Source organism: Streptomyces sp. NPDC054813 (genome assembly GCF_053611365.1).
In genome coordinates this window covers 193,679-215,944 of the sequence record NZ_JBSHAF010000018.1, presented here as the reverse complement: position 1 = coordinate 215,944, position 22,266 = coordinate 193,679, and the positions used below count along the sequence as shown (strand labels likewise).

Genomic DNA, 22,266 nt, shown 5'->3' with positions numbered 1-22,266 from the left:
CGGGCCCACGCGGCGTCGTGGTTGCTCGCGCAGTTCCCCGCGCCCCTGGGTAGATCTCCTCACCGGTGTTTCAGAGGCGTGAGTTGCTCGATGTCGTAGCGCTTGCGGAGTTGCCCGATCGCCTCGAGGTCCGGAGGACCGTCGCTGCCCAGGATCTCCAGCAGTTCCTCGAAGTAGCGCTCGTGGTCGGGTGGCGGGGACGCCTGGAAGAACATCCGCGCCGGGGTGTCCGTCGGGTTGGCGAAGGCGTGCGGGCAGCCGGGGGGTACGGCGATCAGCGTGCCCGGGGTCGCCCGCACCACCCTCGTGCCCGAAGCCGACTCCCACTTCTGCCAGTTGTCGGGAGTGCGGATGCGGGGCTCGAAGGCGAGAACGTCCAGCTCGCCTTCGAGGACGTAGAACAACTCCTCGCTCCGGGTGTGCACATGGGCGCCCACGTCGAAGCCCGGCGGGACCTCCACCTCGAAGGTGGAGGCCATCCGCGAGTGCGTGCCCGTCACCTTGAAGGTGACGCGCTGGGCCGGCGATTGGACCACGCGCCCGTGTCCCGGTGGTACGAGGAGTCCCTCGGTCGTGGTCATGGGCCACTCACCAGGTCACCGGAAGTGCCTCGGGTCCCCGGATCAACGCGCCCCTTCTGAAGGGAACCTGGTCCGGAGGTACGGCGAGCCGCAGTCCGGGGAGCCGGTCGACCAGGGCGTCGACCAGGAGTTCCTCCTCCAGCCTGCCGAGCTGGCCGCCGGGGCAGTAGTGCGGGCCGAACCCGAAGGACACATGCGGGTTGGGACTGCGGGTGAAGTCGATCGTCTCGGGGTGCGGGAAAACGTCCGGGTCGCGGTTGGCGGCCAGGTAGGAGACGTAGATCGCGTCTCCCGCCTGGATCCGCACGCCCTTGATCTCCACGTCCTCCAGGGCGATCCGGGACAGCCCTACCGCGCTGCGGTGCGGGATGTAGCGCAGCAGCTCGTCGAGCGCCCGGGGGCGGATCTCCGGCTCGGTGCGCAGCCGGTCAAGGAGGTCGGGCCGGGTGAGAAGCAGGTAGAACATCTGCCCGCTGTTGTTGGTGACCGCCTCGCCGCCGATCTGGAGGAGGACGGCGAGACCGACGGCCTCCTCCAGCGTGACCTCGCCGCGGCCCACGGCCGCGCCCAGCAGGGAGGCCACGTCCTCGCCCGCACTGCCGTCGCGCAGGGCGATGAGGTCGCCGAAGTAGGCGCCCATCTCGCGCTTGGCCTTCTCGCTGACCTCCTTGCCGTGGCTGGACGACAGGATCAGCTGGGTCCAGATGTGCATGGTGTGCCGGTCGGCGGCCGGAACGCCCATCACCTCGCAGATCACCGCGATGGGGAAGGGGCTCAGGACCGTCGCCGTGAGATCGGCGGGCGGGCCGTCCTGGATCAGCTCGTCGACGAGCTCGTCCAGCATGCGGCGGGCCTTCACCCGGACCCGCTCCACGCCCTTGGAGGTGAGCGCGGAGGCCACCGAGCGGCGCAGCCGCGTGTGGTCGGGCGGGTCCAGGAAGCCGACCGCGCCACGGTCCGGGATGAAGTGCGGGGCGAGCCGGGTGACCGGCTGGTCCATCACCGCCTCGCGGCTGAACCGGAGGTCGTTGGCCACCATCCGTACGTCGTCGTACCGGGTGACCAGCCAGGCCCAGCCGTCGCCGTTGGGCAGCTGGATCCGGGTGACCGGACCCTCCCGCATCAGCTCGGCCAGGGTGGGGTCGAAGTCCACCCCCGCCAGGTCCGGCACCTCCCAGTGCCGGACCGGGCAGCCGGCCACGCCCGGGGCCGCACCGGCGGCCTCGTCGGCGGGGTCGAGTGGTTCGGTGAGCGTCATCTCGGTCAAGCCGCCTCTTCGTCCGAACGCCGCCAGCGACCCAGCGACATTTCCGCGGTGATGCCAGGACCGAAGCCGGCCAGCAGGCCGCGCGCCTGGTGCTCGGCGCCGCCCTCGTCGAACATCCGGCGCAGTGCGTCCAGGACGACGGCGCTCGCGATGTTGCCGTACTCGGTGAGCGTGGACCGGCTGAACCGGAACGCGTGCGGATCGACCTGGAGGAACTTGCTCAGGTCGTCCAGGATTCGTGGCCCGCCCGCGTGGACTATGTAGAAGTCCAGGTCGGACGCGTTCCAGCCGTGCAGCCCTGCCAGGTCCTGGAGGGCCGGCGCGAGCGGCTCCATGGTCGCCGGGACCCGCTTGTCCAGCAGGAAGTGGAACCCGGTGGCCCGGACGTCGTACATGATCCACTCTTCGGTCTTGGGGATCAGGTACGACCCGTTGCGCTCGAGCTCGACGCCGGTGCCGCCCTTGCCGCGGACCACGGCGGCGGCTATGCCGTCACCGAAGAGGCCGTTGGAGAGCAGCGAGCCGACGCCGAGGTCGGTCGGCTGGTAGCACAGCGAGCAGAACTCGCAGGCCACGATGAGCGCGTTGGCGTTCGGGTACGCCGAGCAGAAGTCGTGCGCCCGGTTGATCGCCGCTCCGCCGGCCGCGCAGCCGAGCTGCGCGATGGGGATCTGGCGGGTGGTGGAGTCGAAGTCCATCTCGTTGATCAGCCACGCCGTGAGCGAGGGCATCATGAAGCCCGTGCACGAGACGTAGATGATCACGTCGATGTCGCTGGTGAGCAGCTCGGCGTCGTCGAGCGCTCGTTGGATGACTGCGGGGACCCGGGCCTTGGCCTCGACCTCGTAGAGCTTGTTGCGCTCCTCGAAGCCGGGGTGCTTGAGGGTTTCCTCGATCGGCTGCACGATGTGCCGGGTGCGAACGCCCGTGTTCTCGATCAGTCTCAGCGCCAACGGCAGCTGCGGGTGGTTCTCGTGGTGGGAGCGCGCCAGTTCCAGCGTCTCCTCCATCGTGATCACGTACTCCGGGACCGACACTGAGGGTTTGCACAAAGTCGCCATGAACCGTGCCTGCTTTCAGCCTTCCGGTGGGTTTGGGCCCGACCGGTCAGAGAGGTGGTTCACCTCAGGAGGTGGTTCCCTCACGATCACCCGGGAGGGCGATGATCTCTCGCCGGACTACTCCGAACCGGTGACCCCGTGTCAGGATCGGATCAGCGCAGAGGTATCCGGACGAGGCGGACGCGATGCCCGGCACGGCCGCGGAAATGCTGAAAACGACCAGGTCAGAGCTTGCCCCGGACCCGAACGCCAATCCATTGGTCCCCCTCGTCGCCAGCGGCCGGGCGAGCCTGGAGACACTCGCCGCACTTGCCCTGGAACAACACCACGTGATTCCCGCCGACCACCGCGCGTTCGTGCATCTGGCGCAGCGCGCCGCCGGGGAGCCGGAGGCCGCCGGGTTCTTCACCATGCTGGCCGAGGGCGAGGAACTGGCGGCAGAGCGGCTGGGTGCGTTCACCGAGGCGTGCGAAGTGGATGAGCAGCGCATGCAAGCGTACGAGCCCCTACCGGGCTGCCAGGCGTACCCGGCGTACATCTCCTGGCTCGCCCTCAACGCCGACCCGACGGATGCCGTCCTGGCCATCACGGCCAACTTCGCGACCTGGGGCACGTATTGCGCCCGCATCGCCGAGGGGCTCCGCACCCACTACGGCTTCACGGACGAGTCCTGCGCCTTCTTCGACTTCTTCGCGGAACCGGCCCCGGCCCTGGACCGACAGGCGGAGGCGGCGGTGGAGGCGGGACTGAACACCGGCCGACTGGATGAGAAGCGGGTGTATGTGTACGGGCGCCTACTCCAGGCGTATGTGCAGATGTTTTGGACGTCGCTCAGCTGAATGCTTTTAGGGGCGCGGGGAACTGCGCGACAAGCCACACTCAACCCGCACTCGCCAACTCAGCTGTTCTGCCCACTGCTGTGGGCGATACAAGCCACGTCGATCCGATCGGCGAGCTTCGCCAGCTCGATGGTCAGCGCGGCCACCGTGTCCTCGTCCAGCCCGCTCTCCCCGGCCTCCACCAGCCGCACCCACCGCCCACCCATGGTCCGCAACAACTTACTCACGTCGGCGGCGGCCACCTGCAGGGTCCCGCGGTCGTCGACGATCAGAGGCAGAGTCACTTCCCGGTTCACACCCGGATCGTAGCCGCGCAACCGTCACGCACCCTGCCAAACGGTGGTGATGTTGCAGAACTCGCGGATTCCGTGCCCGGACAGCTCACGCCCGTACCCGGACCGTTTCACACCCCCGAACGGAAACGCCGGGTGGGAGGCGGTCATGCCGTTGACGAACACGCTGCCGGCCTCCAGGTCCCGTACGAACCGGTCCACCTCGGCCTCGTCCCGCGTCCACACGTTCGAACTCAGTCCGAAGGGCGAGTCGTTGGCGATGAGGACCGCCTCGTCCAGGTCCCCGGCCCGGTAGAGCGTGGCCACCGGCCCGAACGCCTCCTCGCGGTGGATGCGCATGTCGCGGTGGATCCCGGCGAGCACGGTCGGCGGGTAGAACCAGCCGGGCCCCTCCGGCCGCTCCCCGCCGCACAGCAGCCGCGCACCCGACCGCTTCGCGTCGTCGACGAGTTCCTCCAGGTCGGCCCGCCCCTGTTCGCTCGACAGCGGCCCGACGTCCGTGCCCTCGTCCATCGGGTCGCCCGTCCGCAGGGCCTGCATGCCCGCCACGAACCGCTCGGCGAAGGCGTCGTACACATCGGCGTGCACGATGAACCGCTTCGCGGCGATGCACGACTGCCCGTTGTTCTGCACCCGCGCGGTCACCGCGATCCGCGCGGCGCGGTCGATGTCCGCCGAGGGCATCACCACGTAGGGATCGCTGCCGCCCAGCTCCAGCACCGTCTTCTTGATCATCTCGCCGGCGGTGGCGGCGACCGCCCGGCCCGCGGGTTCGCTGCCGGTGAGCGTCGCGGCCCGCACCCGCTCGTCGCGCAGGATGTCGTCGACCGCCGCGGAGCCGATCAGCAGAGTCTGGAAACAGCCCTCCGGGAAGCCCGCCCGGTGGAAGAGGTCCTCCAGATACAGGGCGGTCTGCGGCACGTTCGACGCGTGCTTGAGCAGGCCCACATTGCCCGCCATCAGCGCCGGCGCGGCGAACCGGACCACCTGCCAGAGCGGGAAGTTCCACGGCATCACGGCCAGCACCGGGCCGATGGGGCGGTAGCGCACCCGTACCCGGGACGCGCCCGAGTCCTTCACGTCCGTCTCCGCCGGCTCCTCGTCGGCCAGCAGCTCCTCCGCGTGGTCGGCGTACCAGCGCATCGCCTTCGCGCACTTCGCGGCCTCCGCGCGGGCCTGCGCCAGCGGCTTGCCCATCTCGGTGGTCATCGTGCGGGCGATGTCGTCCTGGTCCGCGTCCAGCAGGTCGGCGGCCCGGTGCAGCAGCCGGGCCCGCTCGGCGAAGGCGCTCGCGCGGTACGTACGGAACGTCGCCTCAGCCAGTTCGAGCCGGCGTTCGAGTTCGTCCTCGTCCATGGCGTCGAACGTTTCGAGCGTCTCGCCGGTCGCCGGGTTCACCGTCGCGATGGGCATGGCTGACCTCCCTGGGAGCGGGTTTGCTTCGACCTTCGCGCGCCGCCCGGCGGACCGCAACGCATGCGCATCTGTTCAGTCCGTGTGCTCCGCCAGCCGGTCGAGAAACGCCGCCTGCGCCTTGACGATCACCTCGCGGGCCCGGTCGCGGCCGAGCCAGGCCACCCGGTCCAGCTCGGGGAACTCCTGGACCCGGCCCGAGCGCGGCGGCCACTCCATCGTGAAGGTGCCGGGGTCGACCGCGGCCGGGTCCAGGTCCGCCTCGACCGCCCACACCGTCACGATCTTGCCGTTGCTCTGCCGGACCTCCCCGAGGGCGATCGCCTCGCCGTCCGGCGGCGCGAGACCCAGCTCCTCCTGGAACTCACGGCGGGCCGCCTCCCAGGCGGTCTCGCCGGGCTCGTACTCGCCCTTGGGGACGCTCCACGCGCCCGCGTCCTTCTTCGCGAAGTAGGGGCCACCCATATGGCCGAGCAATACCTCGAGGCCCTGGTCGGTGTGCCGGAACAACAGCAGTCCGGCGCTTCGCTTCGGCTCTGTCAACGCCGTACCTCCGGATGGGCGGCCAGCAGGATCTCCACCGTATCGGCCTCCTGCGGCCGCTTGTCCTCGCGGTAGCGGACGACCCGGGCGAACCGCAGGGTGACACCGGCCGGGTAGCGGGAGGACTTCTGCAGGCCGTCGTAGGCGATCTCGACGACGAGTTCGGGGCGTACGGTCACCACCCAGCCGTTGTCCGATACCTCCAGTTCCTTCAGCCGGGCGGTCTGCCACTCCAGCATCGCGTCGGTCATGCCCTTGAAGGTCTTGCCGAGCATGGCGAAGCCGCCGTCCGGGGTACGGGCGCCGAGGTGGAGGTTGGAGAGCCTGCCGGTGCGCCGGCCGTGCCCCCACTCGGCGGCCAGGACGACCAGGTCGAGGGTGTGCACCGGCTTGACCTTCAGCCAGGAGGCGCCGCGCCGGCCCGCGCTGTAGGGGGCGTCCAGGGCCTTGACGACCACGCCCTCGTGGCCGCGTTCCAGGGTGGCGGCCAGGAACTCCTCGGCGGCCGCCGTGTCCTCGGACCCGGACACCAGCGCCCGTCGGACCCGCATCGGCTCGGGGACCAGCCGGGCCAGTTCCGTGTGCCGTTCGGCGAAGGAGAGGTCGAGGAGGTCGTGGTCGCCGACCGAGAGCGCGTCGAAGAAGACCGGGGAGACCGGCACCTCCCGCGCGGCCTTCGCCACGTCCGTCCGGGAGCCGACCCGGCCCGCCGTCTCCTGGAAGGAGCGCGGGCGGCCGTCGGCGTCGAAGGAGATCACCTCGCCGTCCAGGATGAACCGATCGCCGCTCAACTCCCTTGCCGCGGATGTCACTTCGGGCAGGCGGTCGGTGATGTCGTCGAGGGTGCGGGTGAAGACCCTTACGGTGTCGCCGTCCCGGTGGACCTGGACCCGGATGCCGTCGAGTTTCTCCTCGACCGCGCAGGCGCCCAGTCTGCCGACCGCCTCGGCGACCGAGGAGGCGGTGTGCGCCAGCATGGGCAGCACCGGGCGGCCTACGGTGAGCCGGAAGCGGGCGAGGGCCGGCGGCCCGTCCGCGAGCAGGGCCTCGGCCACCGTCTGGAGGGACCCGGCGAGCATCACCGCCCGGCGCACGTCGGCCGCGTCCGCGCCGGTCGCCTGCGCGAGCCCCTCCACGGCCACCGCGTCCAGGGCGCCCTGCCGCACCTCACCGGTGATCAGCCCCAGCAGGAAGCGCTGCTCGTCGGCGGTCGCCGCGCCCATCAACTCACCTACGATCCGGGCGCGTTCGGCCTGCGATCCGGGCCCGGCGACCCTGCCCAGCTCGGTCAGCCGGGCGTCGACCGCACGGACGGTGAGGGACGGTTCGGCGGCCGGCGGGACCGGTCGGCTCAGCACCTTCCAGCCGACGCCGAGGCGGCCCTGCGGGAGACGGCCGGCCAGATAGGGGATGACGACCGGTACGTCGTCCGGGGCCGTCTCCCGGAAGAGGCCGGCGAGCAGTGCGGTCTTGCGGGACCGGGCCGCGGTGGCGGCGACCTCCCGGGACACTTCGGCGAGCCGGGTCAGCAGCATGCAGCCATGGTGCAACGGGCGGCTCCGGACTACACCCGCACGGCGGCGTCCAGGTCCGCGAAGAGCAGCTCGCCGTTGATCGCCGCACCGGCGCGGTAGCCCCGGCTGGCCGCGTTGACCACCTGCTCGGCGAAGCCGCTCGCGTTGCCCGCCGCCCACAGCCCGGGCACGGTCGTCAGGCCCCGCTCGTCGATCACCGGGTAGGTGCCGAAGGAGGTCTGCGTCATCTCCGCGCCCAGCGCGACCAGCAGGTCGTTCCGCGGGACCGGACGCGGGGCGACGAACAGGGCCTCCCGTGCGTGCACGCCGCCGTCCGAGAGCCGTACGCCGGTGAGCCGGTCGTCCTCGATGCGCAGCCCCGCGACCTCGCCGGGCACCACCCGTACCCCGGCCGCGGTCAGCCGCCGCAGGTCGTCGTCGGACAGCTCGGTCTCGGCGACCTGGTGCAGGAACAACGTCACGTCCTTGGACCACTGGGTGACCATCAGCGCCTGGTGCACGCTCATCAAGGTCGTGGCCAGTACGCCGAAGGCCTGGTCGCGGACCTCCCAGCCGTGGCAGTACGGGCAGTGCAGCACATCCCGGCCGAACCGCTCGGCGACGCCTGGCACGGGCGGCAGCTCGTCCTTGAGGCCGGTGGCGACCATCAGCTGCCGGGCCCGGACCTGGCGGCCGCTCGCCAGCGACACCGTGAAGTCGCCGTCCCTGGACGCGTCCGCCGCCCGGTCCCGGACCAGCTCCACGCCGTACCGCGCGATCTCCTCGCGGCCGACGGCCAGGAACTCCGCGGGCGGCATGCCGTCCCGGGACAGGAAGCCCTGCATATGGGCGGCGGGGGCGTTGCGCGGCTCACCCGCGTCGACGACCAGGGTGCGGCGCCGGGCCCGGCCCAGGACCAGGGCGGCGGACAGCCCGGCCGCACCGCCTCCGACGACGACCACTTCGTACGTATCGGTCATGGTGACCACCTCCGTCGGCGACGGTCGCGCATCCCTGGCCGGATTGACAAACCTCTTTGCCGGAACTGCAATACGACCATGACCACGGACGACGTTCTCGCGGGGGTGGGCCCCCGGCTGCGCAAGCTCCGCAAGGAGCGGGAGGTCACCCTCGCCGCCCTCTCCGAGACCACCGGGATCTCGGTCAGCACCCTCTCCCGGCTGGAGGCGGGCCTGCGCAAGCCCAGCCTGGAGCTGCTGCTGCCGATCGCACAGGCCCACCAGGTGCCCCTGGACGAACTGGTCGGTGCCCCGCCGGTCGGCGATCCCCGGGTGCGGGCCAAGCCGATGGAGCGGTACGGCCGGACCTTCTGGCCGCTGACCCGGCAGCCCGGCGGCCTGCAGGCCTTCAAGGTGGTCGAACCGAAGCGGAAACTCGATCCCGAGCCGCGTACCCATGAGGGCTACGAGTGGTTGTACGTACTGTCCGGGAAGCTGCGGCTGGTGCTCGGCGAGCACGACGTCGTCCTGGCGGCGGGGGAGGCGGCCGAGTTCGACACCCGGGTGCCGCACTGGTTCGGGTCGACGGGGGAGGGGCCGGTGGAGTTCCTCAGCCTGTTCGGGCCACAGGGGGAGCGGATGCACGTACGGGCACGGCCGAGAAGTACGGCGTGACACGTCCGCTGTGGCGTCAGCTGTTCCCTCATCGGCAAGCGACCGCTTAGTATGCGATGGACCCCGACGAAGCAGTCTGTGGAGGCACCGCATGCAGGCATGGCAAGTGCACGAGAACGGCGAGCCGAGCGAGGTGATGCGGCTGACGGAGGTGGAGCGGCCCACGCCCGGCGACGGCCAGGTCCTGCTCAAGGTGCGTGCCGCCAACATCAACTTCCCCGACGTGCTGATGTGCCGGGGCCACTACCAGGTGCGCCCGCCGCTGCCGTTCACGCCCGGCGTGGAGATCTGCGGTGAGACCGAGGACGGGCGCCGGGTGATCGCCAACCCCGTGCTGCCGTACGGCGGCTTCGCCGAGTACGCGGTGGCGGACGCCGCCGCCCTGCTGCCCGCGCCGGACGCGCTGGACGACGCCGAGACCGCCGCCCTGCACATCGGCTACCAGACGGGCTGGTTCGGCCTGCACCGCCGGGCCGGGCTCCAGGCCGGCGAGACGCTGCTCGTGCACGCCGCCGCCGGCGGCGTCGGCAGCGCCGCCGTACAGCTCGGCAAGGCGGCCGGGGCCACGGTGATCGGTGTGGTCGGCGGCGCCGACAAGGCGGCCGTGGCCCGCGAGCTGGGCTGTGACGTCGTCATCGACCGGCGCGCCGAGGACGTGGTCGCCGCCGTGAAGGGGGCCACCGGCGGCCGGGGCGCCGACGTGGTCTACGACCCGGTCGGCGGCGAGGCGTACACCCAGTCGACCAAGGTCGTCGCCTTCGAGGGCCGGATCGTGGTCGTGGGCTTCGCCAGCGGCACCATCCCGAGCCCGGCGCTCAACCACGCCCTGGTGAAGAACTACTCCATCCTGGGCCTGCACTGGGGCCTGTACGCCACCAAGAACCCCAAGCTGATCCTGCACTGCCACCAGCAGCTCACCGAGCTGGCCGCCAAGGGCGCCATCAAGCCCCTGGTGAGCGAGCGGGTACCGCTGACCGAGGCCGCGGCCGCCGTGCAGCGGGTCGGTGACGGCGTCACCACCGGCCGGGTCACCGTCGTACCGACGGGAGCCGGGGCATGACCGACACCGTCGAACTCCAGCGCCGCACAGCCGAGTTGCTGGCCGCGCACCCGCCCGCCACGACGGGCCGGCTCGACTTCCTCAAGGCCCGCTTCGACGCGGGACTCGCCTGGGTGCACTACCCGCAGGGCCTCGGCGGCCTCGGCGCCCCACGCTCCCTCCAGGTCGTCGTGGACGCCGAGCTGGAGGCCGCCGGCGCCCCCGACAACGACTCGCGCCGCAACGGCATCGGACTCGGCATGGCCGCGCCGACCATCCTCAAGTACGGCACCGAGGAGCAGAAACAGCGCTACCTGCGGCCGCTGTGGATCGGTGAGGAGGTCTGGTGCCAGCTGTTCAGCGAGCCCGGCGCCGGCTCCGACCTGGCCGCGCTCGGCACCCGCGCCGTCCGTGAGGGCGACGAGTGGATCGTCAACGGGCAGAAGGTGTGGACCTCCGGCGCGCACAACGCCCGCTGGGCCATCCTGATCGCCCGCACCGACCCGAACGTGCCCAAGCACGCCGGCATCACCTACTTCATCTGCGACATGACCGACCCGGGCGTGGACGTCCGGCCGCTGCGGCAGATCACCGGTGAGGCCGAGTTCAACGAGGTCTTCCTCACCGACGTCCGCATCCCGGACTCCCGCCGCCTCGGCGAGACCGGCGACGGCTGGCGGGTCGCGCAGACCACGCTGAACAACGAGCGCGTCGCCATCGGCGGTATGCGGCTGCCCCGCGAGGGCGGCATGATCGGCCCGGTCGTGAAGACCTGGCGCGAACGCCCCGAGCTGCGCACCCACGACCTGCACCAGCGGCTGCTGAAGCTGTGGGTGGAGACCGAGGTCGCCCGGCTCACCGCCGAGCGGCTGCGCCAGCAGCTCGTCGCCGGACAGCCCGGACCCGAGGGCGCCGGCATGAAGCTCGCCTTCGCCCGCCTCAACCAGGAGATCAGCGGCCTGGAGGTGGAACTCCGCGGCGAGGAAGGTCTGTTGTACGACGACTGGACCATGCGCCGGCCCGAACTGGTGGACTTCGTCGGCCGGGACGCCGGCTACCGCTACCTCCGCGCCAAGGGCAACAGCATCGAGGGCGGGACCAGCGAGGTCCTGCTGAACATCGTCGCCGAGCGCGTGCTGGGCCTGCCGGCCGAGCCGCGCACCGACAAGGACGTCGCGTGGAAGGACCTCGCCCGATGACAACACAGCCCGACCTGCTGTACTCGGAGGAGGAAGAGGCGCTGCGGGCCGCGGTGCGGGACCTGCTGGCCGACCACTGCGACGCGCCGGGCGTCGTCGCCCGCACCGAGTCGGACGCCCCGCACGACCTGGCGGCCTGGAAGGCCCTCACCGAGGGTATGGGGCTCGCCGGACTGCTGGTGCCGGAGAAGCAGGGCGGCCAGGGTGGATCGCACCGCGAAGTCGCCGTCGTCCTGGAGGAGTTGGGGCGGGCCGTGGCGCCCGTACCGTATCTGACCAGTGCCGTGGTGGCGACCGAGGCGTTGCTCGCCTGCGGTGACGAGGAGCTGCTCGGGAAGCTTGCGTCGGGGCGGACGATCGGTGCGCTGGCCGTGGGGCTGCAGGTGGCTCCGGGGGCCGCGGTGCGGGCCGTACGCGTCGAGGACGGACGCCTGTACGGCGAGTTGACCGGGATCGCGGACGCGGTCGCCGCGGACGTGCTGCTGGTGCCGGGGGACGACGGGGGGCTGTACGCGGTCGCGGCGGAGGCCGTGACCGTCACTCCGCAGGTCGCCTTCGACCTGACCCGGCCGCTTGCCACGGTCACCCTCGACGGAGCGGTCGGCCGCCGGGTGGGGGACGCCGAACCCGCCGTCCGGCGGGCCCTGCGGGCCGGGGCCGGGCTGCTGGCCTCCGAGCAGTTCGGTCTCGCCGAGTGGGCGTTGACCGAGACCGTGCGGTATCTGAAGGAGCGCAAGCAGTTCAACCGGCCGGTGGGCGGGTTCCAGGCGCTCAAGCACCGGCTGGCGCAGCTGTGGCTGGAGGTCGTGAACCTGCGGGCCGCTGCGCGGGGGGCCGCCGATGCGCTGGCCTCCGGCGAGGATGCCGACGTGTTGACGGCCGTTGCGCAGGCCTATGCGGGGCCGGTTGCGGTGCGGGCGGCGGAGGAGGCGCTGCAGTTGCATGCGGGTATCGGGATGACCTGGGAACATCCGATTCACCTGTATCTGAAGCGGGCCAAGGCGGATTCGATCGCCTTTGGTACGGCGGGGGCGCATCGAGAATCCCTGGCCGAACTGGTCGATCTTCAGGCGCCGTGAATTTCGGCGTCGACCGCGGGTGCGTGGGGGCTGGTCGCGCACCCGCGGCGGAGCCGCATATTCGATACAGCCCCGCGGCCCCTTGCGGGGCGCCTGTGCCGGGGTCGGCATGAAATGAACCGGGGGTGGCGGTCCAGCCAACTCCCCGCGCAGATGCGGCAATTGGGCTCCGCTCGAACGCATACTCCCTTCGGTCCCTCATGGCCCTACAAGGGAGGCAGAGCATGGCCCTCACCACCCGTCGCAGAGCCCTCACCACCCTCGGCGCCGCCCTCGCGGGTGCTGTCGCGCTGCCCGGCGCGCAGGCCTGGGCGGGCGGCGGTCACCGCGGACCGCGTCCGCTGTGGCGTGCCCACGCCCACAACGACTACGAGCACACCCATCCCCTCCTCGACGCCCTCGACCACCGCTTCGGCAGTGTCGAGGCCGACATCTTCCTCGTCGGTGACCAGCTCCTCATCGGCCACACCGAAGACGACCTGGACCCGAGCCGCACCCTGGAGTCCCTCTACCTGGACCCGCTGGCCCGGATCGTGAAGGCCAACCACGGTTCCGTGTACCGCGGTTGGCGTCAGCCACTGCAGCTGCTCATCGACATCAAGACCGAGGGATCGTCCACGTACCTCGAACTCGACCGGCATCTGCGGCGCTACCGGCACCTGTTCACGACGTACGTCCACGGCCGCGTCGTCCCCGGTGCCGTCACCAACGTCATCTCCGGTGACCGTGCCGCGCGTACGCCGATGGAGGCACAGACCGTGCGCCGGGCCTTCTACGACGGCCGGCTCACCGACCTCGGCACCTCGGCGCCCGCTTCCTTCGTCCCGCTGATCAGCGACAACTGGCAGCTCAACTTCACCTGGCTCGGGGACGGCGCGTTCCCCGAGGCCGAGCGGCAGAAGCTGCGCGCCATCATCGGCCAGGCGCACGACCGCGGCCAGACGGTGCGCTTCTGGAACACCCCCGACGTGGCCGGGTCCGCCCGCGACGCGCTGTGGAGCGAACTGCTCGCCGCCGACGTCGACTACTTCAACACCGACGACCTGGCCGGCCTGGAGGCCTTCCTGGACACCCACCGGGCGTCGTAACACCACCCGATCGGGGGACGTGTCGACCGCACGGGCCTACCCTCCGCTACGCCACACTTGCGGCCGAACGCCCGGAAACGGGCGTGGCGGAGGAGGTTCGCGATGGCCGTTTCCATCTCTGTGGTGCTGCTGCTTCTGCTGCTGGCCGTGATCTTCATGCGCCAGGGCTCCCTGAAGATCTCGCACGCCCTGGTCTGCATGCTGTTCGGGTTCTTTCTGGCCAGCACCAGCATGGCGCCCACCATCAGCAGCGGGCTCACCGCGACCGCCGACCTGGTGAGCAGTCTGCGGCCCTGAGCCGGACGCTCAGGGCCGCAGACGGAGCAGCTCGCTCGGTGGCTCGCGGTCAGGGGGTCGAGAAGACCCCGATCCCGTTCGCCACGGGGCGTTCCGGGCTCTCGGTCGGGTGGTTGAGCACGCTCACCGTGCTGTCGCCCGGGGTGCGGGCCACCAGCGTCGTGGAGCCGCCGCCGTCCAGGCTGAACGCGTCGACCGCACCCAAAGCCCGCATTTCGTCCGCCACTTCGGCGATGGTCATGCCGCTGCGATAGGCCACCGCGCCGTCCAGCGCGAGCAGCAGGAGCTTGCGTCCGCCGCTCGTGTAGCCGGCGGCGGTGCGTACCGCCGCCGTGGTGTCGTTGAGGCCGGCCAGCGGTTCGCGGCCGCGCAGCACCGGGTAGCCGCCGACCGCGAAGCGGTAGGGGACCTTGGAGGCGGACGCCACCATCTGCCTGCGCACCGTGACCCGTTCGCCCTTGGTGAGCTCGCGCAGCCTGTCCGCGCCGGCCTCCCGGCCCAGCAGGACCGTCGTACCCGCCGCGATGGCACCGCTGCCCGGGCTGTCGGCGGTGGCGACGACCCTGCCGCCGCGGATCCGCACCTCGTAGGTGTCCGTGCTGCAGCCGGCCGCCCGGCTGGTGTCCGAGCCGCAGGTGGCGCGCTTGCGGGAGGCCGAGCCCCAGGCCGCGGTGTAGGCGCCGACGGAGTCCTGCGCCAGCGCGTACTGGTTGAGCCCGCGCAGCGTGAGGTTCCCGTCGGGGGTGTGGACGGTGCCGACGAGCGTCAGCCGGTCCAGCCGGGCCCGGCGGTCCACGCCGACGCCGAGGACGTCGGTGGTGTCGGTGCCGGGCGGCAGCGCCGGGCCGAACCGCTGGGCCGTCGGCACCGCCCCTTTGAGCAGCCGGCCGTGGGCGATCGCCGGGCCGACGCTCGCGCCGGTCGCCTCGACGCCAGGGTGCTGGGTCTCGGTGATGTTGAAGAAGTCGCCGTTCACGCCCGCGACCGCGCCCACCGTGTCCGCCATCGTGGAGACCGGCGACCGGGCGGCCACCGCGCCCGGTTCGAGGAGGTCCACATGGACGTGCCGATCGGTCAGGTCGACGGTCAGCAGATGGGCGTGGACCGTGCCCTTGGCCGCCGGGACGTCGAACTGCCGGTAGGTGACGCCGGACGCGATCTGTCCGGTGTCCGACACGGCGCCGGCCGGTGCCGCCCCGGTGAGGGCCGCACCGGCCAGCACACCGGACGTCGTGAGAATCGTGAACAGAGTTCGGGTCGTCGCTGCATATCGTCTCCGACGATGCGTCACCGCACCCCCTGATGTCTCGTCAAGTACCTCAGGACTCAGGGAAGTGCAGCAGACGGGAGTGACCGGCAGGGCGGCTAGACGTCGACTACGCGCGAACGGGTGAGAAAACGCACCCCCTCGGGTGCCTCCAGGGAGAAACCGCTCCCTCGTCCGGGTACCACGTCCACGATCAGCCGGGTGTGGCTCCACGCCTCGTACTGGCTCCGGGACATCCAGAAGGTGACCGGCTCCTCGACGCCGTCCACCGCCAGCTCGGCCAGCAGTACGTCCGAGCCGCCGGTGCGGAACTCGCCGTCGAGGTAGCACATCGGCGCGCTGCCGTCGCAGCAGCCGCCGGACTGGTGGAACATCAGCGGGCCGTGCTCGGCGCGGAGCCGGCGCACCAGCTCGGCGGCGCGCGGGGTCAGCTCGACACGCTCAGGCGCTGTCCGGTCGTCCATGGTCGCCCTCCTGGGGCCGGGGTGTCGGATCCCCTCAGTCTCACCCCTCGTCACCGGCCGGTCCAGAAGCGGTCGTTGACTACTCGGTGCGCAGCGCAGTCGCCGTACGGACGCGGGCCGCCCAGCCCGCCGGGATCAGCGCGCCGAGGATCGCGATCACCGTGCCGCCCAGGGCGAGGAGGAGCAGTTCCGGTGTCCGGTAGACGTCCAGGACCACGTCGGGCAGGCGCAGTCCGGCGCTGTCGCCCATGGCGGGCATGACCGTGCGGTGCACGGCGAGACCCAGTGGGACCCCCAGCGCCCCGCCCGCCAGCCCGGGCAGCACGACCGAGGCGATCACCAGCGTCACCGTCTGCCGGGGTGTCATCCCGAGCGCCTTGTGGATACCCAGGTCCCGGATGCGCTCATGGGTGTCGAGCACGACCCCGCCCAGCACCCCGAGTCCGGCCACGGCGACCAGGATCAGGGTGAGCGCCACGGTGAGGGAGTCGAGGGCGACCACTGTGTCGCTGCCGTTGACGGACTTGGCGTCGGTCGCGGTGACTTCCAGCGTCTTCAGCGCCGAGTCGAGGTGTTTGACGTATGCCTTCACGTCGGTGTCCGGCGCGAGCCGCACGGCGTGTTCGGTCGGGTACAGGTCCGGGGCGGCGGCCCGGAGTGTCGCCAGGTCCGTGAACACCCGCATGCCCTGCTCGCCGGTGTCGAAGACCTCGCCTACGATCCGTATCCGCACCGGTGAGCCGTTCACGGCGAGGGTGACCGTGTCGCCCACCTCGGCTCCGCTCGCGGTCAGGAACGGGGTCGGCACCACCGCCTCGCCCGCTGTACGGATCCAGCGACCGGAGACCATAACGAAGCCGCCCCAGGAGGCGTCGCCGTCGTAGGCGATCACCGGGACGCTCCCCGTCACTCCGGAGACCTCGGCCCCTGTCGTGACGCTGCCGTACTGGTCGCGGGTGCCCGGCTGGGCGGCGATCGCGGCCTTCACGGCGGCGGCCCGGGCGGCCGTCACCTGTGGCGCGCCCATCGGGACGGGCCTTCGAACTCCCGGCCGCTCGGCGCTCACGGTCACATCGGCCGCGTCATGGTTCTTGGCCGCGATCACCTCACCCAAGGACGCGGCCATCCCGACGGCGAAGGTGACCGCCGCTGTGCCGAAGACGACCGCCGCGACCATCGAGGCGGCGCGGCCCGGCCGGTGGAAGGGCCGGGCCAGACCGAGGCCGACCGGTCGTGGCACCGGCAGCCGCGCCGCCAGCCGGGCCGCCGGGCGCCCGCGGCCCGCCGCCGGGGAACGGCCCACGGCCAGTGCGTCGACCGTGCGCAGCCGCCCCGCCCGCCAGGCACTCACCCACGCCGCGCCCGCGACCACACCCAGCACCCCGCCGACCACCGCCAGATCGACGCCGACGGAGACTCCGAGCCCGACCGCCCCGTACACGGCCGCGGTCTCCGCCAGCAGGGGCGCGGCGAGCAACTGCCCGACGACCACGCCGAGTCCGCTGCCGAGCGTGGCCGGCACGAGCGCCTGCGCGCCATGAGCCCGGACGACCTGTCCCGGAGTGCAGCCGATCGCCTTGAGGACGCCGATCCGCCGCAGCCCGGTGCCCACCGCACCGGCGACCACGTTCCCGACGACCAGCGCCGACATCACCAGGCCCAGCACCCCGAAGGCGGCCAGGAACGGCACGTACAGCGCGGTCTCGCGGGTCGCGAACTGCCGTACCGAGAGCCAGGACTGGGTACCGGACAGCGCGCCCTTCGGTGCCGTGGCCGCCACCGTCGCGCGGTCCTGGGCGACTTGGGCCTTGGTGGCCGCGCGGTCGAAGCGGAACAGCATCTGATAACCGTTCGGCTGACCGGACTTGGTGAGCCCGGCGAGCTGGGCGGGCACCACCCAGGCCTCCGCGGTACGGCTCACCGAGCGGGCCGTACCGACCACGGTGAGCGTCGGACTGCCGGGCAGGGCGGAGAACTCCAGCGTCTGCCCGAGGCGTACGGGCGGCGCGTCGGAGTCGGCGGCCAGCACGATCTCACCCTTCCGCCGTGCCCACCGGCCCTCCGTCACCGTGACCCGGTCGACCGGCCCGCCGGGATCCGCACGTCCGACAACCGACAGCGCGCCCCAGTGGTCCGGCGTGACGGTCGCCGTCGGGAACGGACCCGACGACGCCGTCACCCCGGAGGCACGGGCGGTAGCGGCGACTTGGGCACTGGTCGCCCGGCGCGCGTCGAACTGCGCGGCGAGCTGCGCCCCGTACTGGCGGGCGAACGCCTTGTCGAAGGGCGCCCGCGAGGCGACCAGCAGCGCGCCGGCCAGCACGGACGCCGTCACCGCCAGCAGCGCGGCCAGCGCGATCACCAGCGTCTGCGTACGGCGGCGGGCCATGCCCGACCGGACGACCCGGACCAGGGCGCTCATCGGACCGCCTCCGCCGTGACGTCGGTGGCGATCCCGCCGTCGGCCAGGCGGACCGTGCGCCGGGTGCAGGCCGCGGCCAGCCCGTGGTCGTGGGTGACCAGGAGGAGGGTCTGGCCGTCATCGTTGAGCTCCTGCAGGAGACGGCTGACGTCCTGGCCGGACGCGGAGTCCAGGGCGCCCGTCGGCTCGTCCGCCAGCAGCAGCGCGGGACGGTTCATCAACGCCCGGGCCACCGCGACGCGCTGCCGCTGCCCGCCCGACAGCCGGCCCGGGTAGGCGGTCGCCTGAGCGGCGATGCCCAGCGACTCCAGCAGCTCGTCCGCCCGGCGGCGGGCCTCGCGGCGTCCCGTTCCTGCGAGTTGGGCAGGAAGCACGACGTTGTCGGCGACGGTCAGGTCGTCCAGCAGGTTGAAGAACTGGAACACCATCCCGACCTTCGCCCGCCGGTAGCGGGCCGCGCCCGCCTCGCCCAGCCGGTCCACCCGCACCCCGTCCACGGTCACCGTGCCCTCGTCCGGCCGGTCGAGTCCCGCGATCAGGTTCAGCAGCGTCGACTTGCCACTGCCGGACGGTCCCAGCACGGCGACCGCCTCACCGGGCGCCACGGTCAGGGTCACGTCCAGCAGAGCGGGCGGTCCGGCGTCGTAGCGCCGGGTCACGTCCCGCAGTTCTATCAGCGGTGCCGTCATCAGGAAGTCTCCGTTCGTCGGTGGCCGCCGACGCTAGGCAGCCGGCCGGGGCGGGCACGACGGCCGCCGGGCGTAATCGCCGTACCGTGCCGGAAGTACCCGGCGTGGGGTCATCCCTGAGATGTAGTCGGGGGAGGGATGCCCGGGCGGCGGAGGACGCCGAGAATGGGGCGATGACGACTAAGCGGGCCGGGGAGCCGGTGCGGGTACGGCTGCGCGCGCTGGCCGAGCCGAGCGGCCCCACGCCCACGCCCACCGTACGCAACAGGCTCTTCGACGCCGCCCTGACCCTGGTCGTCCTCTTCTCCTCGCTCGACTACGCGACCGGTGATCTCGACGAGCAGTGGCACACGCACAGCACAACGGCCCTGGTCTGCCTGGTGCTCCTCGCCTCCGTGCCGCTCGCCTGGCGTCGCCGCTACCCGCTGGCCGTACTCTGGATCGTGCTGGCGGCGAACGCGCTCACCCCCGACGACGTCACCCGGCTCACCTTCTACGCCTGCGTCATCGCCGCCTACAGCGCGGCCGCCTACAGCCCCTACCGGACGGCGGCGACGGCCACCCTCGCGCTGGCCGTGCTGCTCACCTTCACGATCGGGAAGTCGGTACCGCACAGTCCGTTCGGAGTCGAACCCACCGTCCCCACCCAGTACGTGCCGCTGATGATCTCCGCGCCGCTGGTCGTGGCCACCGTCGGGCTGCGCACCTGGAAGGTCCGGGCGGCCGAGAGCCGGGTCCGGCTGGCGGAGGTGGAGCGGCGGCAGGCCGAGGCGCTGCGCAGCGCCGTGGCACACGAGCGGTCCCGGATCGCCCGGGAGTTGCACGACGTCGTGACGCACAACGTCAGTGTGATGGTCATCCAGGCCGGCGCCGCCCGTAAGATCATGGACAGTTCACCGGAGCTGGCGCGCGAGGCGCTGCTCGCGGTGGAGGCGGGCGGCCGTACGGCGATGGGGGAGCTGCGGCAGGTGATGGGGCTGCTCACGCTGGACGACCCGGACGAGCCTGAGCTGGCGCCGCAGCCCGGTCTGGAGCGGCTCGGGGCCCTCGTCGACGGCTTGCGCGGCGCCGGCACCCCCGTCGAGCTGACCGTCTCCGGGGCCGTCCGCCCGCTGCCCGGTGGCGTCGAGCTGACCGCCTACCGGGTGGTGCAGGAGGCGCTGACCAACACCCTGAAGCACGCGGCCGGTTCGAAGGCGAGCGTGCGCGTCGAGTACGGCGCCGACGAACTGCGGGTCGAGGTCACCGACTCCGGCGGCGCCCGCGGGCCGGGCGCCGCCACGGGCAACGGGCGCGGGCTGATCGGGCTGCGCGAGCGGCTCGCCGTACACGACGGCACCCTGAGCAACGGACCGCGTCCGCTGGGCGGTTACCGGGTCCGCGCCCTGATTCCCCTGGAGACCGCGTGAGTTCATCGGCGAGTCCGCCCCGGGTCGTCGTCGTGGACGACCAGGCCCTGGTGCGCACCGGCTTCCGGCTGATCCTCACCGCCGACGGCATCGAGGTCGTCGCCGAGGCCACCGACGGCCATCAGGCCGTGGACGCGGTCCGGCGGACCCGGCCCGACGTCGTCCTGATGGACATCCGGATGCCCGAGCTGGACGGCCTGGAGGCGGCCCGCCGGATCCTGGCCACCCCCGAGCCGCCCCGGATCCTGATGCTGACCACCTTCGACCTCGACCGGTACGTGTACGCGGCGCTGTCCGCCGGAGCCAGCGGCTTCCTGCTCAAGGACGTCACCCCCGAGCACCTGACGGCCGCGGTCCGTACGGTCAGGGCCGGGGACGCGCTGCTGGCACCCGCCATCACCCGCCGCCTCGTCGAACGCTTCGCCCGCGTCGGCGCCGACAGTGCCGCCCTCCACCGCGACCTCGGCCATCTCACCCCACGCGAACTCGACGTCCTGCGCCTCCTCGCCCAGGGACTGTCCAACGCCGAACTCGCCGCCCGCCTCCACCTCTCCGAGGCCACCGTCAAGACCCATGTCTCCCGCGTCCTCGGCAAACTCTCCCTGCGCGACCGCGCCCAGGCGGTGGTCGTCGCCTACGAGACGGGACTGGTCACGCCGGGCGGCCGGTAGGAGCCCCAGCCCGGTGTCTCCGTATGTAGACGTAGTCTCTGTACGCAGGCATCATTCACGGACATGGATGTGACGCTCGGTTCGAAGGGGAACCGGCTCGCCTCCACTCGTCGCCGTCGGCGTGGCCGTGTGTGCAAGCCCCTCTCCCGTAAGGACGTTCCCCATGAGCCAGCCCGTCGTCACCCGCTTCTCCGTGTACCCGGTGGCGGGCCGGGACTCCATGCTGCTCAACCTCTCCGGCGCCCATGCCCCGTACTTCACCCGCAACGTCCTGGTCGTCGAGGACTCCGAGGGCCGGACGGGGCTCGGTGAGGTGCCCGGCGGGGAGGCGATCACCCGGACGCTGCGGGACGCGGAGTCCCTGGTCGTCGGCGCGCGACTGGGTGACCACAAGCGGGTGCTGCGGGCCATGGGGGAGGCGTTCGGCGGCCGGGACGCCGATGGCCGCGGCGAGCAGACCTTCGACCTGCGGACGACCGTGCACGCCGTCACCGCCGTCGAGTCCGCCCTCCTCGACCTGCTCGGCCAGCACCTGGAGGTACCCGTCGCCGCCCTGCTCGGCGACGGCAAGCAACGCGACTCGGTACGTGTCCTCGGCTACCTCTTCTACGTCGGCGACCCCGACCGCACCGACCTGGACTACCTCCGCGAACCCGACGCCGACGTGGACTGGTACCGCATCCGCCGGGAGGAGGCGCTCACCCCGGAGTCGATCGTCCGGCAGGCGGTGGCGGCCTACGACCACTACGGCTTCCGGGACTTCAAGCTCAAGGGCGGGGTCCTGGCGGGCGCCGAGGAGGTCAAGGCCGTACAGGCGCTGAAGGAACGCTTCCCCGAGGCCCGGATCACCCTCGACCCCAACGGCGCCTGGTCCCTGCGGGAGGCCGTCGAACTGTGCCGGCCGCTGCTCGGCACCCTCGCCTATGCCGAGGATCCCTGCGGGGCCGAGGGCGGCTACTCCGGGCGCGAGATCCTCGCCGAGTTCCGCCGGGCCACCGGCCTGCCCACCGCGACCAACATGATCGCCACCGACTGGCGGCAGCTCACCCACGCCCTGGCCCTGCAGTCGGTCTCCATCCCGCTCGCGGATCCGCACTTCTGGACCCTGAGCGGTTCGGTGCGGGTGGCACAGCTCTGCCACGAGATGGGGCTGACCTGGGGTTGCCACTCCAACAACCACTTCGACATCTCCCTGGCCATGATGGCCCACTGCGGCGCCGCGGCTCCCGGCGACTACAACGCCCTGGACACGCACTGGATCTGGCAGGAGGGCCGGGAGCGCCTCACCGTCGCACCCCCGAGGATCGTCGACGGCGAGGTCGCCGTCACCGACGCCCCGGGCCTCGGCATCCGCCTCGACCCGGACCGGCTGCTCGCGGCCCACGCCCTCCACGAGGAGCGGAACCTCGGCGCGGGCCGGGACGACGCGACCGGGATGCGTTACCTCGTGGACGGCTGGACCTTCGACGCCAGGCGGCCCTGTCTGGTGCGTTAGGG

Annotated in this window: 22 protein-coding genes; 10 read left to right on the top strand and 12 right to left on the bottom strand. The window is 71.9% G+C overall.

The features are described from left to right. Positions 1–59 precede the first annotated feature (59 nt). Genes ACWGJB_RS32525 through ACWGJB_RS32515 form a run of 3 tightly spaced genes read right to left on the bottom strand, consistent with a single transcriptional unit; the run spans position 60 to position 2,909 of the window. Positions 60–581, bottom strand: coding sequence for a cupin domain-containing protein (locus ACWGJB_RS32525; protein ID WP_453383623.1), 522 nt, complete (start codon positions 579–581; stop codon positions 60–62). A 7-nt stretch (positions 582–588) separates the two neighbouring features. Next, complete coding sequence (locus tag ACWGJB_RS32520; RefSeq protein ID WP_453383622.1) at positions 589–1,848, bottom strand: cytochrome P450; 1,260 nt, start codon at positions 1,846–1,848, stop codon at positions 589–591. Beyond that, complete coding sequence (locus ACWGJB_RS32515) at positions 1,845–2,909, bottom strand: type III polyketide synthase (RefSeq protein WP_453383621.1); 1,065 nt, start codon at positions 2,907–2,909, stop codon at positions 1,845–1,847. Before ACWGJB_RS32515 ends, ACWGJB_RS32520 begins: the two co-directional genes overlap by 4 nt. A gap of 185 nt (positions 2,910–3,094) precedes the next feature. On the opposite strand from ACWGJB_RS32515, the gene ACWGJB_RS32510 reads away from it, so the two are divergent. After that, complete coding sequence (locus tag ACWGJB_RS32510) at positions 3,095–3,748, top strand: thiaminase II/PqqC family protein (protein WP_453383620.1); 654 nt, start codon at positions 3,095–3,097, stop codon at positions 3,746–3,748. A gap of 59 nt (positions 3,749–3,807) precedes the next feature. Here the strand turns inward: ACWGJB_RS32510 and ACWGJB_RS32505 are convergent, their stop codons facing one another. From ACWGJB_RS32505 to ACWGJB_RS32485, 5 genes are all read right to left on the bottom strand, one after another. Then, the gene (locus ACWGJB_RS32505; protein WP_382530053.1) at positions 3,808–4,044 is read right to left on the bottom strand and encodes a DUF6213 family protein; all 237 of its coding nucleotides are present in this window, start codon (positions 4,042–4,044) and stop codon (positions 3,808–3,810) included. A gap of 24 nt (positions 4,045–4,068) precedes the next feature. After that, entirely contained in the window at positions 4,069–5,454 is a 1,386-nt protein-coding gene (locus ACWGJB_RS32500; RefSeq protein WP_453383619.1) for an NADP-dependent succinic semialdehyde dehydrogenase, read from the bottom strand. 75 nt (positions 5,455–5,529) lie between these two features. Continuing rightward, the gene (locus ACWGJB_RS32495; protein ID WP_453383618.1) at positions 5,530–5,997 is read right to left on the bottom strand and encodes an NUDIX domain-containing protein; all 468 of its coding nucleotides are present in this window, start codon (positions 5,995–5,997) and stop codon (positions 5,530–5,532) included. Next, entirely contained in the window at positions 5,994–7,532 is a 1,539-nt protein-coding gene (locus tag ACWGJB_RS32490; protein ID WP_453383617.1) for an ATP-dependent DNA ligase, read from the bottom strand. The genes ACWGJB_RS32495 and ACWGJB_RS32490 overlap by 4 nt, the downstream gene beginning before the upstream one ends. A gap of 29 nt (positions 7,533–7,561) precedes the next feature. Continuing rightward, positions 7,562–8,491 (bottom strand): NAD(P)/FAD-dependent oxidoreductase, encoded by a 930-nt coding sequence (locus tag ACWGJB_RS32485; RefSeq protein ID WP_453383616.1) that lies wholly within the window; start codon positions 8,489–8,491, stop codon positions 7,562–7,564. Between the two features lie 78 nt (positions 8,492–8,569). Between ACWGJB_RS32485 and ACWGJB_RS32480 the strand changes: the two genes are divergently transcribed. The 6 genes from ACWGJB_RS32480 (at position 8,570) to ACWGJB_RS32455 (ending at position 13,847) form a co-directional block, all read left to right on the top strand. Next, positions 8,570–9,145, top strand: coding sequence for a helix-turn-helix domain-containing protein (locus ACWGJB_RS32480; protein WP_351698402.1), 576 nt, complete (start codon positions 8,570–8,572; stop codon positions 9,143–9,145). A 91-nt stretch (positions 9,146–9,236) separates the two neighbouring features. After that, entirely contained in the window at positions 9,237–10,205 is a 969-nt protein-coding gene (locus ACWGJB_RS32475) for an NADPH:quinone oxidoreductase family protein (RefSeq protein WP_453383615.1), read from the top strand. Continuing rightward, positions 10,202–11,383, top strand: coding sequence for an acyl-CoA dehydrogenase family protein (locus tag ACWGJB_RS32470; protein WP_453383614.1), 1,182 nt, complete (start codon positions 10,202–10,204; stop codon positions 11,381–11,383). The genes ACWGJB_RS32475 and ACWGJB_RS32470 overlap by 4 nt, the downstream gene beginning before the upstream one ends. After that, complete coding sequence (locus ACWGJB_RS32465) at positions 11,380–12,462, top strand: acyl-CoA dehydrogenase family protein (protein ID WP_453383613.1); 1,083 nt, start codon at positions 11,380–11,382, stop codon at positions 12,460–12,462. The genes ACWGJB_RS32470 and ACWGJB_RS32465 overlap by 4 nt, the downstream gene beginning before the upstream one ends. 224 nt (positions 12,463–12,686) lie before the next feature. After that, the gene (locus tag ACWGJB_RS32460) at positions 12,687–13,550 is read left to right on the top strand and encodes a phosphatidylinositol-specific phospholipase C/glycerophosphodiester phosphodiesterase family protein (protein WP_453383612.1); all 864 of its coding nucleotides are present in this window, start codon (positions 12,687–12,689) and stop codon (positions 13,548–13,550) included. Positions 13,551–13,652: 102 nt separating this feature from the next. Next, positions 13,653–13,847 (top strand): hypothetical protein, encoded by a 195-nt coding sequence (locus tag ACWGJB_RS32455; protein WP_453383611.1) that lies wholly within the window; start codon positions 13,653–13,655, stop codon positions 13,845–13,847. Positions 13,848–13,896: 49 nt separating this feature from the next. Here the strand turns inward: ACWGJB_RS32455 and ACWGJB_RS32450 are convergent, their stop codons facing one another. From ACWGJB_RS32450 to ACWGJB_RS32435, 4 genes are all read right to left on the bottom strand, one after another. Next, positions 13,897–15,069 carry a phosphodiester glycosidase family protein gene (locus ACWGJB_RS32450; RefSeq protein WP_453383610.1) on the bottom strand — a complete coding sequence of 391 codons (1,173 nt, stop codon included), beginning with the start codon at positions 15,067–15,069 and terminating at the stop codon, positions 13,897–13,899. A gap of 143 nt (positions 15,070–15,212) precedes the next feature. Next, positions 15,213–15,578, bottom strand: a complete 366-nt coding sequence (locus tag ACWGJB_RS32445; protein WP_453383609.1) for a DUF779 domain-containing protein — start codon at positions 15,576–15,578, stop codon at positions 15,213–15,215. Positions 15,579–15,657: 79 nt separating this feature from the next. Then, entirely contained in the window at positions 15,658–18,000 is a 2,343-nt protein-coding gene (locus ACWGJB_RS32440) for an FtsX-like permease family protein (protein WP_453383608.1), read from the bottom strand. Further along, positions 17,997–18,689, bottom strand: a complete 693-nt coding sequence (locus tag ACWGJB_RS32435; RefSeq protein ID WP_453383607.1) for an ABC transporter ATP-binding protein — start codon at positions 18,687–18,689, stop codon at positions 17,997–17,999. The genes ACWGJB_RS32440 and ACWGJB_RS32435 overlap by 4 nt, the downstream gene beginning before the upstream one ends. A gap of 173 nt (positions 18,690–18,862) precedes the next feature. Between ACWGJB_RS32435 and ACWGJB_RS32430 the strand changes: the two genes are divergently transcribed. The 3 genes from ACWGJB_RS32430 to ACWGJB_RS32420 all read left to right on the top strand — a co-directional run bounded on the left by ACWGJB_RS32430 (position 18,863) and on the right by ACWGJB_RS32420 (position 22,264). After that, positions 18,863–20,098 carry a sensor histidine kinase gene (locus tag ACWGJB_RS32430; protein ID WP_453383606.1) on the top strand — a complete coding sequence of 412 codons (1,236 nt, stop codon included), beginning with the start codon at positions 18,863–18,865 and terminating at the stop codon, positions 20,096–20,098. Continuing rightward, positions 20,095–20,769, top strand: a complete 675-nt coding sequence (locus ACWGJB_RS32425; protein ID WP_453383605.1) for a response regulator — start codon at positions 20,095–20,097, stop codon at positions 20,767–20,769. Before ACWGJB_RS32430 ends, ACWGJB_RS32425 begins: the two co-directional genes overlap by 4 nt. 163 nt (positions 20,770–20,932) lie before the next feature. Then, positions 20,933–22,264, top strand: coding sequence for an enolase C-terminal domain-like protein (locus ACWGJB_RS32420; RefSeq protein ID WP_453383604.1), 1,332 nt, complete (start codon positions 20,933–20,935; stop codon positions 22,262–22,264). Positions 22,265–22,266: the final 2 nt, after the last annotated feature.

Bases quoted from the DNA above. Each gene is read 5' to 3' on its own strand.
- ACWGJB_RS32440 (WP_453383608.1), bottom strand. From the start codon at position 18,000: ATGAGCGCCCTGGTCCGGGTCGTCCGGTCGGGCATGGCCCGCCGCCGT.
- ACWGJB_RS32510 (WP_453383620.1), top strand. From the start codon at position 3,095: ATGCCCGGCACGGCCGCGGAAATGCTGAAAACGACCAGGTCAGAGCTT.
- ACWGJB_RS32490 (WP_453383617.1), bottom strand. From the start codon at position 7,532: ATGCTGCTGACCCGGCTCGCCGAAGTGTCCCGGGAGGTCGCCGCCACC.
- ACWGJB_RS32465 (WP_453383613.1), top strand. From the start codon at position 11,380: ATGACAACACAGCCCGACCTGCTGTACTCGGAGGAGGAAGAGGCGCTG.
- ACWGJB_RS32455 (WP_453383611.1), top strand. From the start codon at position 13,653: ATGGCCGTTTCCATCTCTGTGGTGCTGCTGCTTCTGCTGCTGGCCGTG.
- ACWGJB_RS32475 (WP_453383615.1), top strand. From the start codon at position 9,237: ATGCAGGCATGGCAAGTGCACGAGAACGGCGAGCCGAGCGAGGTGATG.
- ACWGJB_RS32445 (WP_453383609.1), bottom strand. From the start codon at position 15,578: ATGGACGACCGGACAGCGCCTGAGCGTGTCGAGCTGACCCCGCGCGCC.
- ACWGJB_RS32500 (WP_453383619.1), bottom strand. From the start codon at position 5,454: ATGCCCATCGCGACGGTGAACCCGGCGACCGGCGAGACGCTCGAAACG.
- ACWGJB_RS32430 (WP_453383606.1), top strand. From the start codon at position 18,863: ATGACGACTAAGCGGGCCGGGGAGCCGGTGCGGGTACGGCTGCGCGCG.
- ACWGJB_RS32470 (WP_453383614.1), top strand. From the start codon at position 10,202: ATGACCGACACCGTCGAACTCCAGCGCCGCACAGCCGAGTTGCTGGCC.
- ACWGJB_RS32435 (WP_453383607.1), bottom strand. From the start codon at position 18,689: ATGACGGCACCGCTGATAGAACTGCGGGACGTGACCCGGCGCTACGAC.
- ACWGJB_RS32420 (WP_453383604.1), top strand. From the start codon at position 20,933: ATGAGCCAGCCCGTCGTCACCCGCTTCTCCGTGTACCCGGTGGCGGGC.
- ACWGJB_RS32485 (WP_453383616.1), bottom strand. From the start codon at position 8,491: ATGACCGATACGTACGAAGTGGTCGTCGTCGGAGGCGGTGCGGCCGGG.
- ACWGJB_RS32480 (WP_351698402.1), top strand. From the start codon at position 8,570: ATGACCACGGACGACGTTCTCGCGGGGGTGGGCCCCCGGCTGCGCAAG.
- ACWGJB_RS32515 (WP_453383621.1), bottom strand. From the start codon at position 2,909: ATGGCGACTTTGTGCAAACCCTCAGTGTCGGTCCCGGAGTACGTGATC.
- ACWGJB_RS32525 (WP_453383623.1), bottom strand. From the start codon at position 581: ATGACCACGACCGAGGGACTCCTCGTACCACCGGGACACGGGCGCGTG.
- ACWGJB_RS32460 (WP_453383612.1), top strand. From the start codon at position 12,687: ATGGCCCTCACCACCCGTCGCAGAGCCCTCACCACCCTCGGCGCCGCC.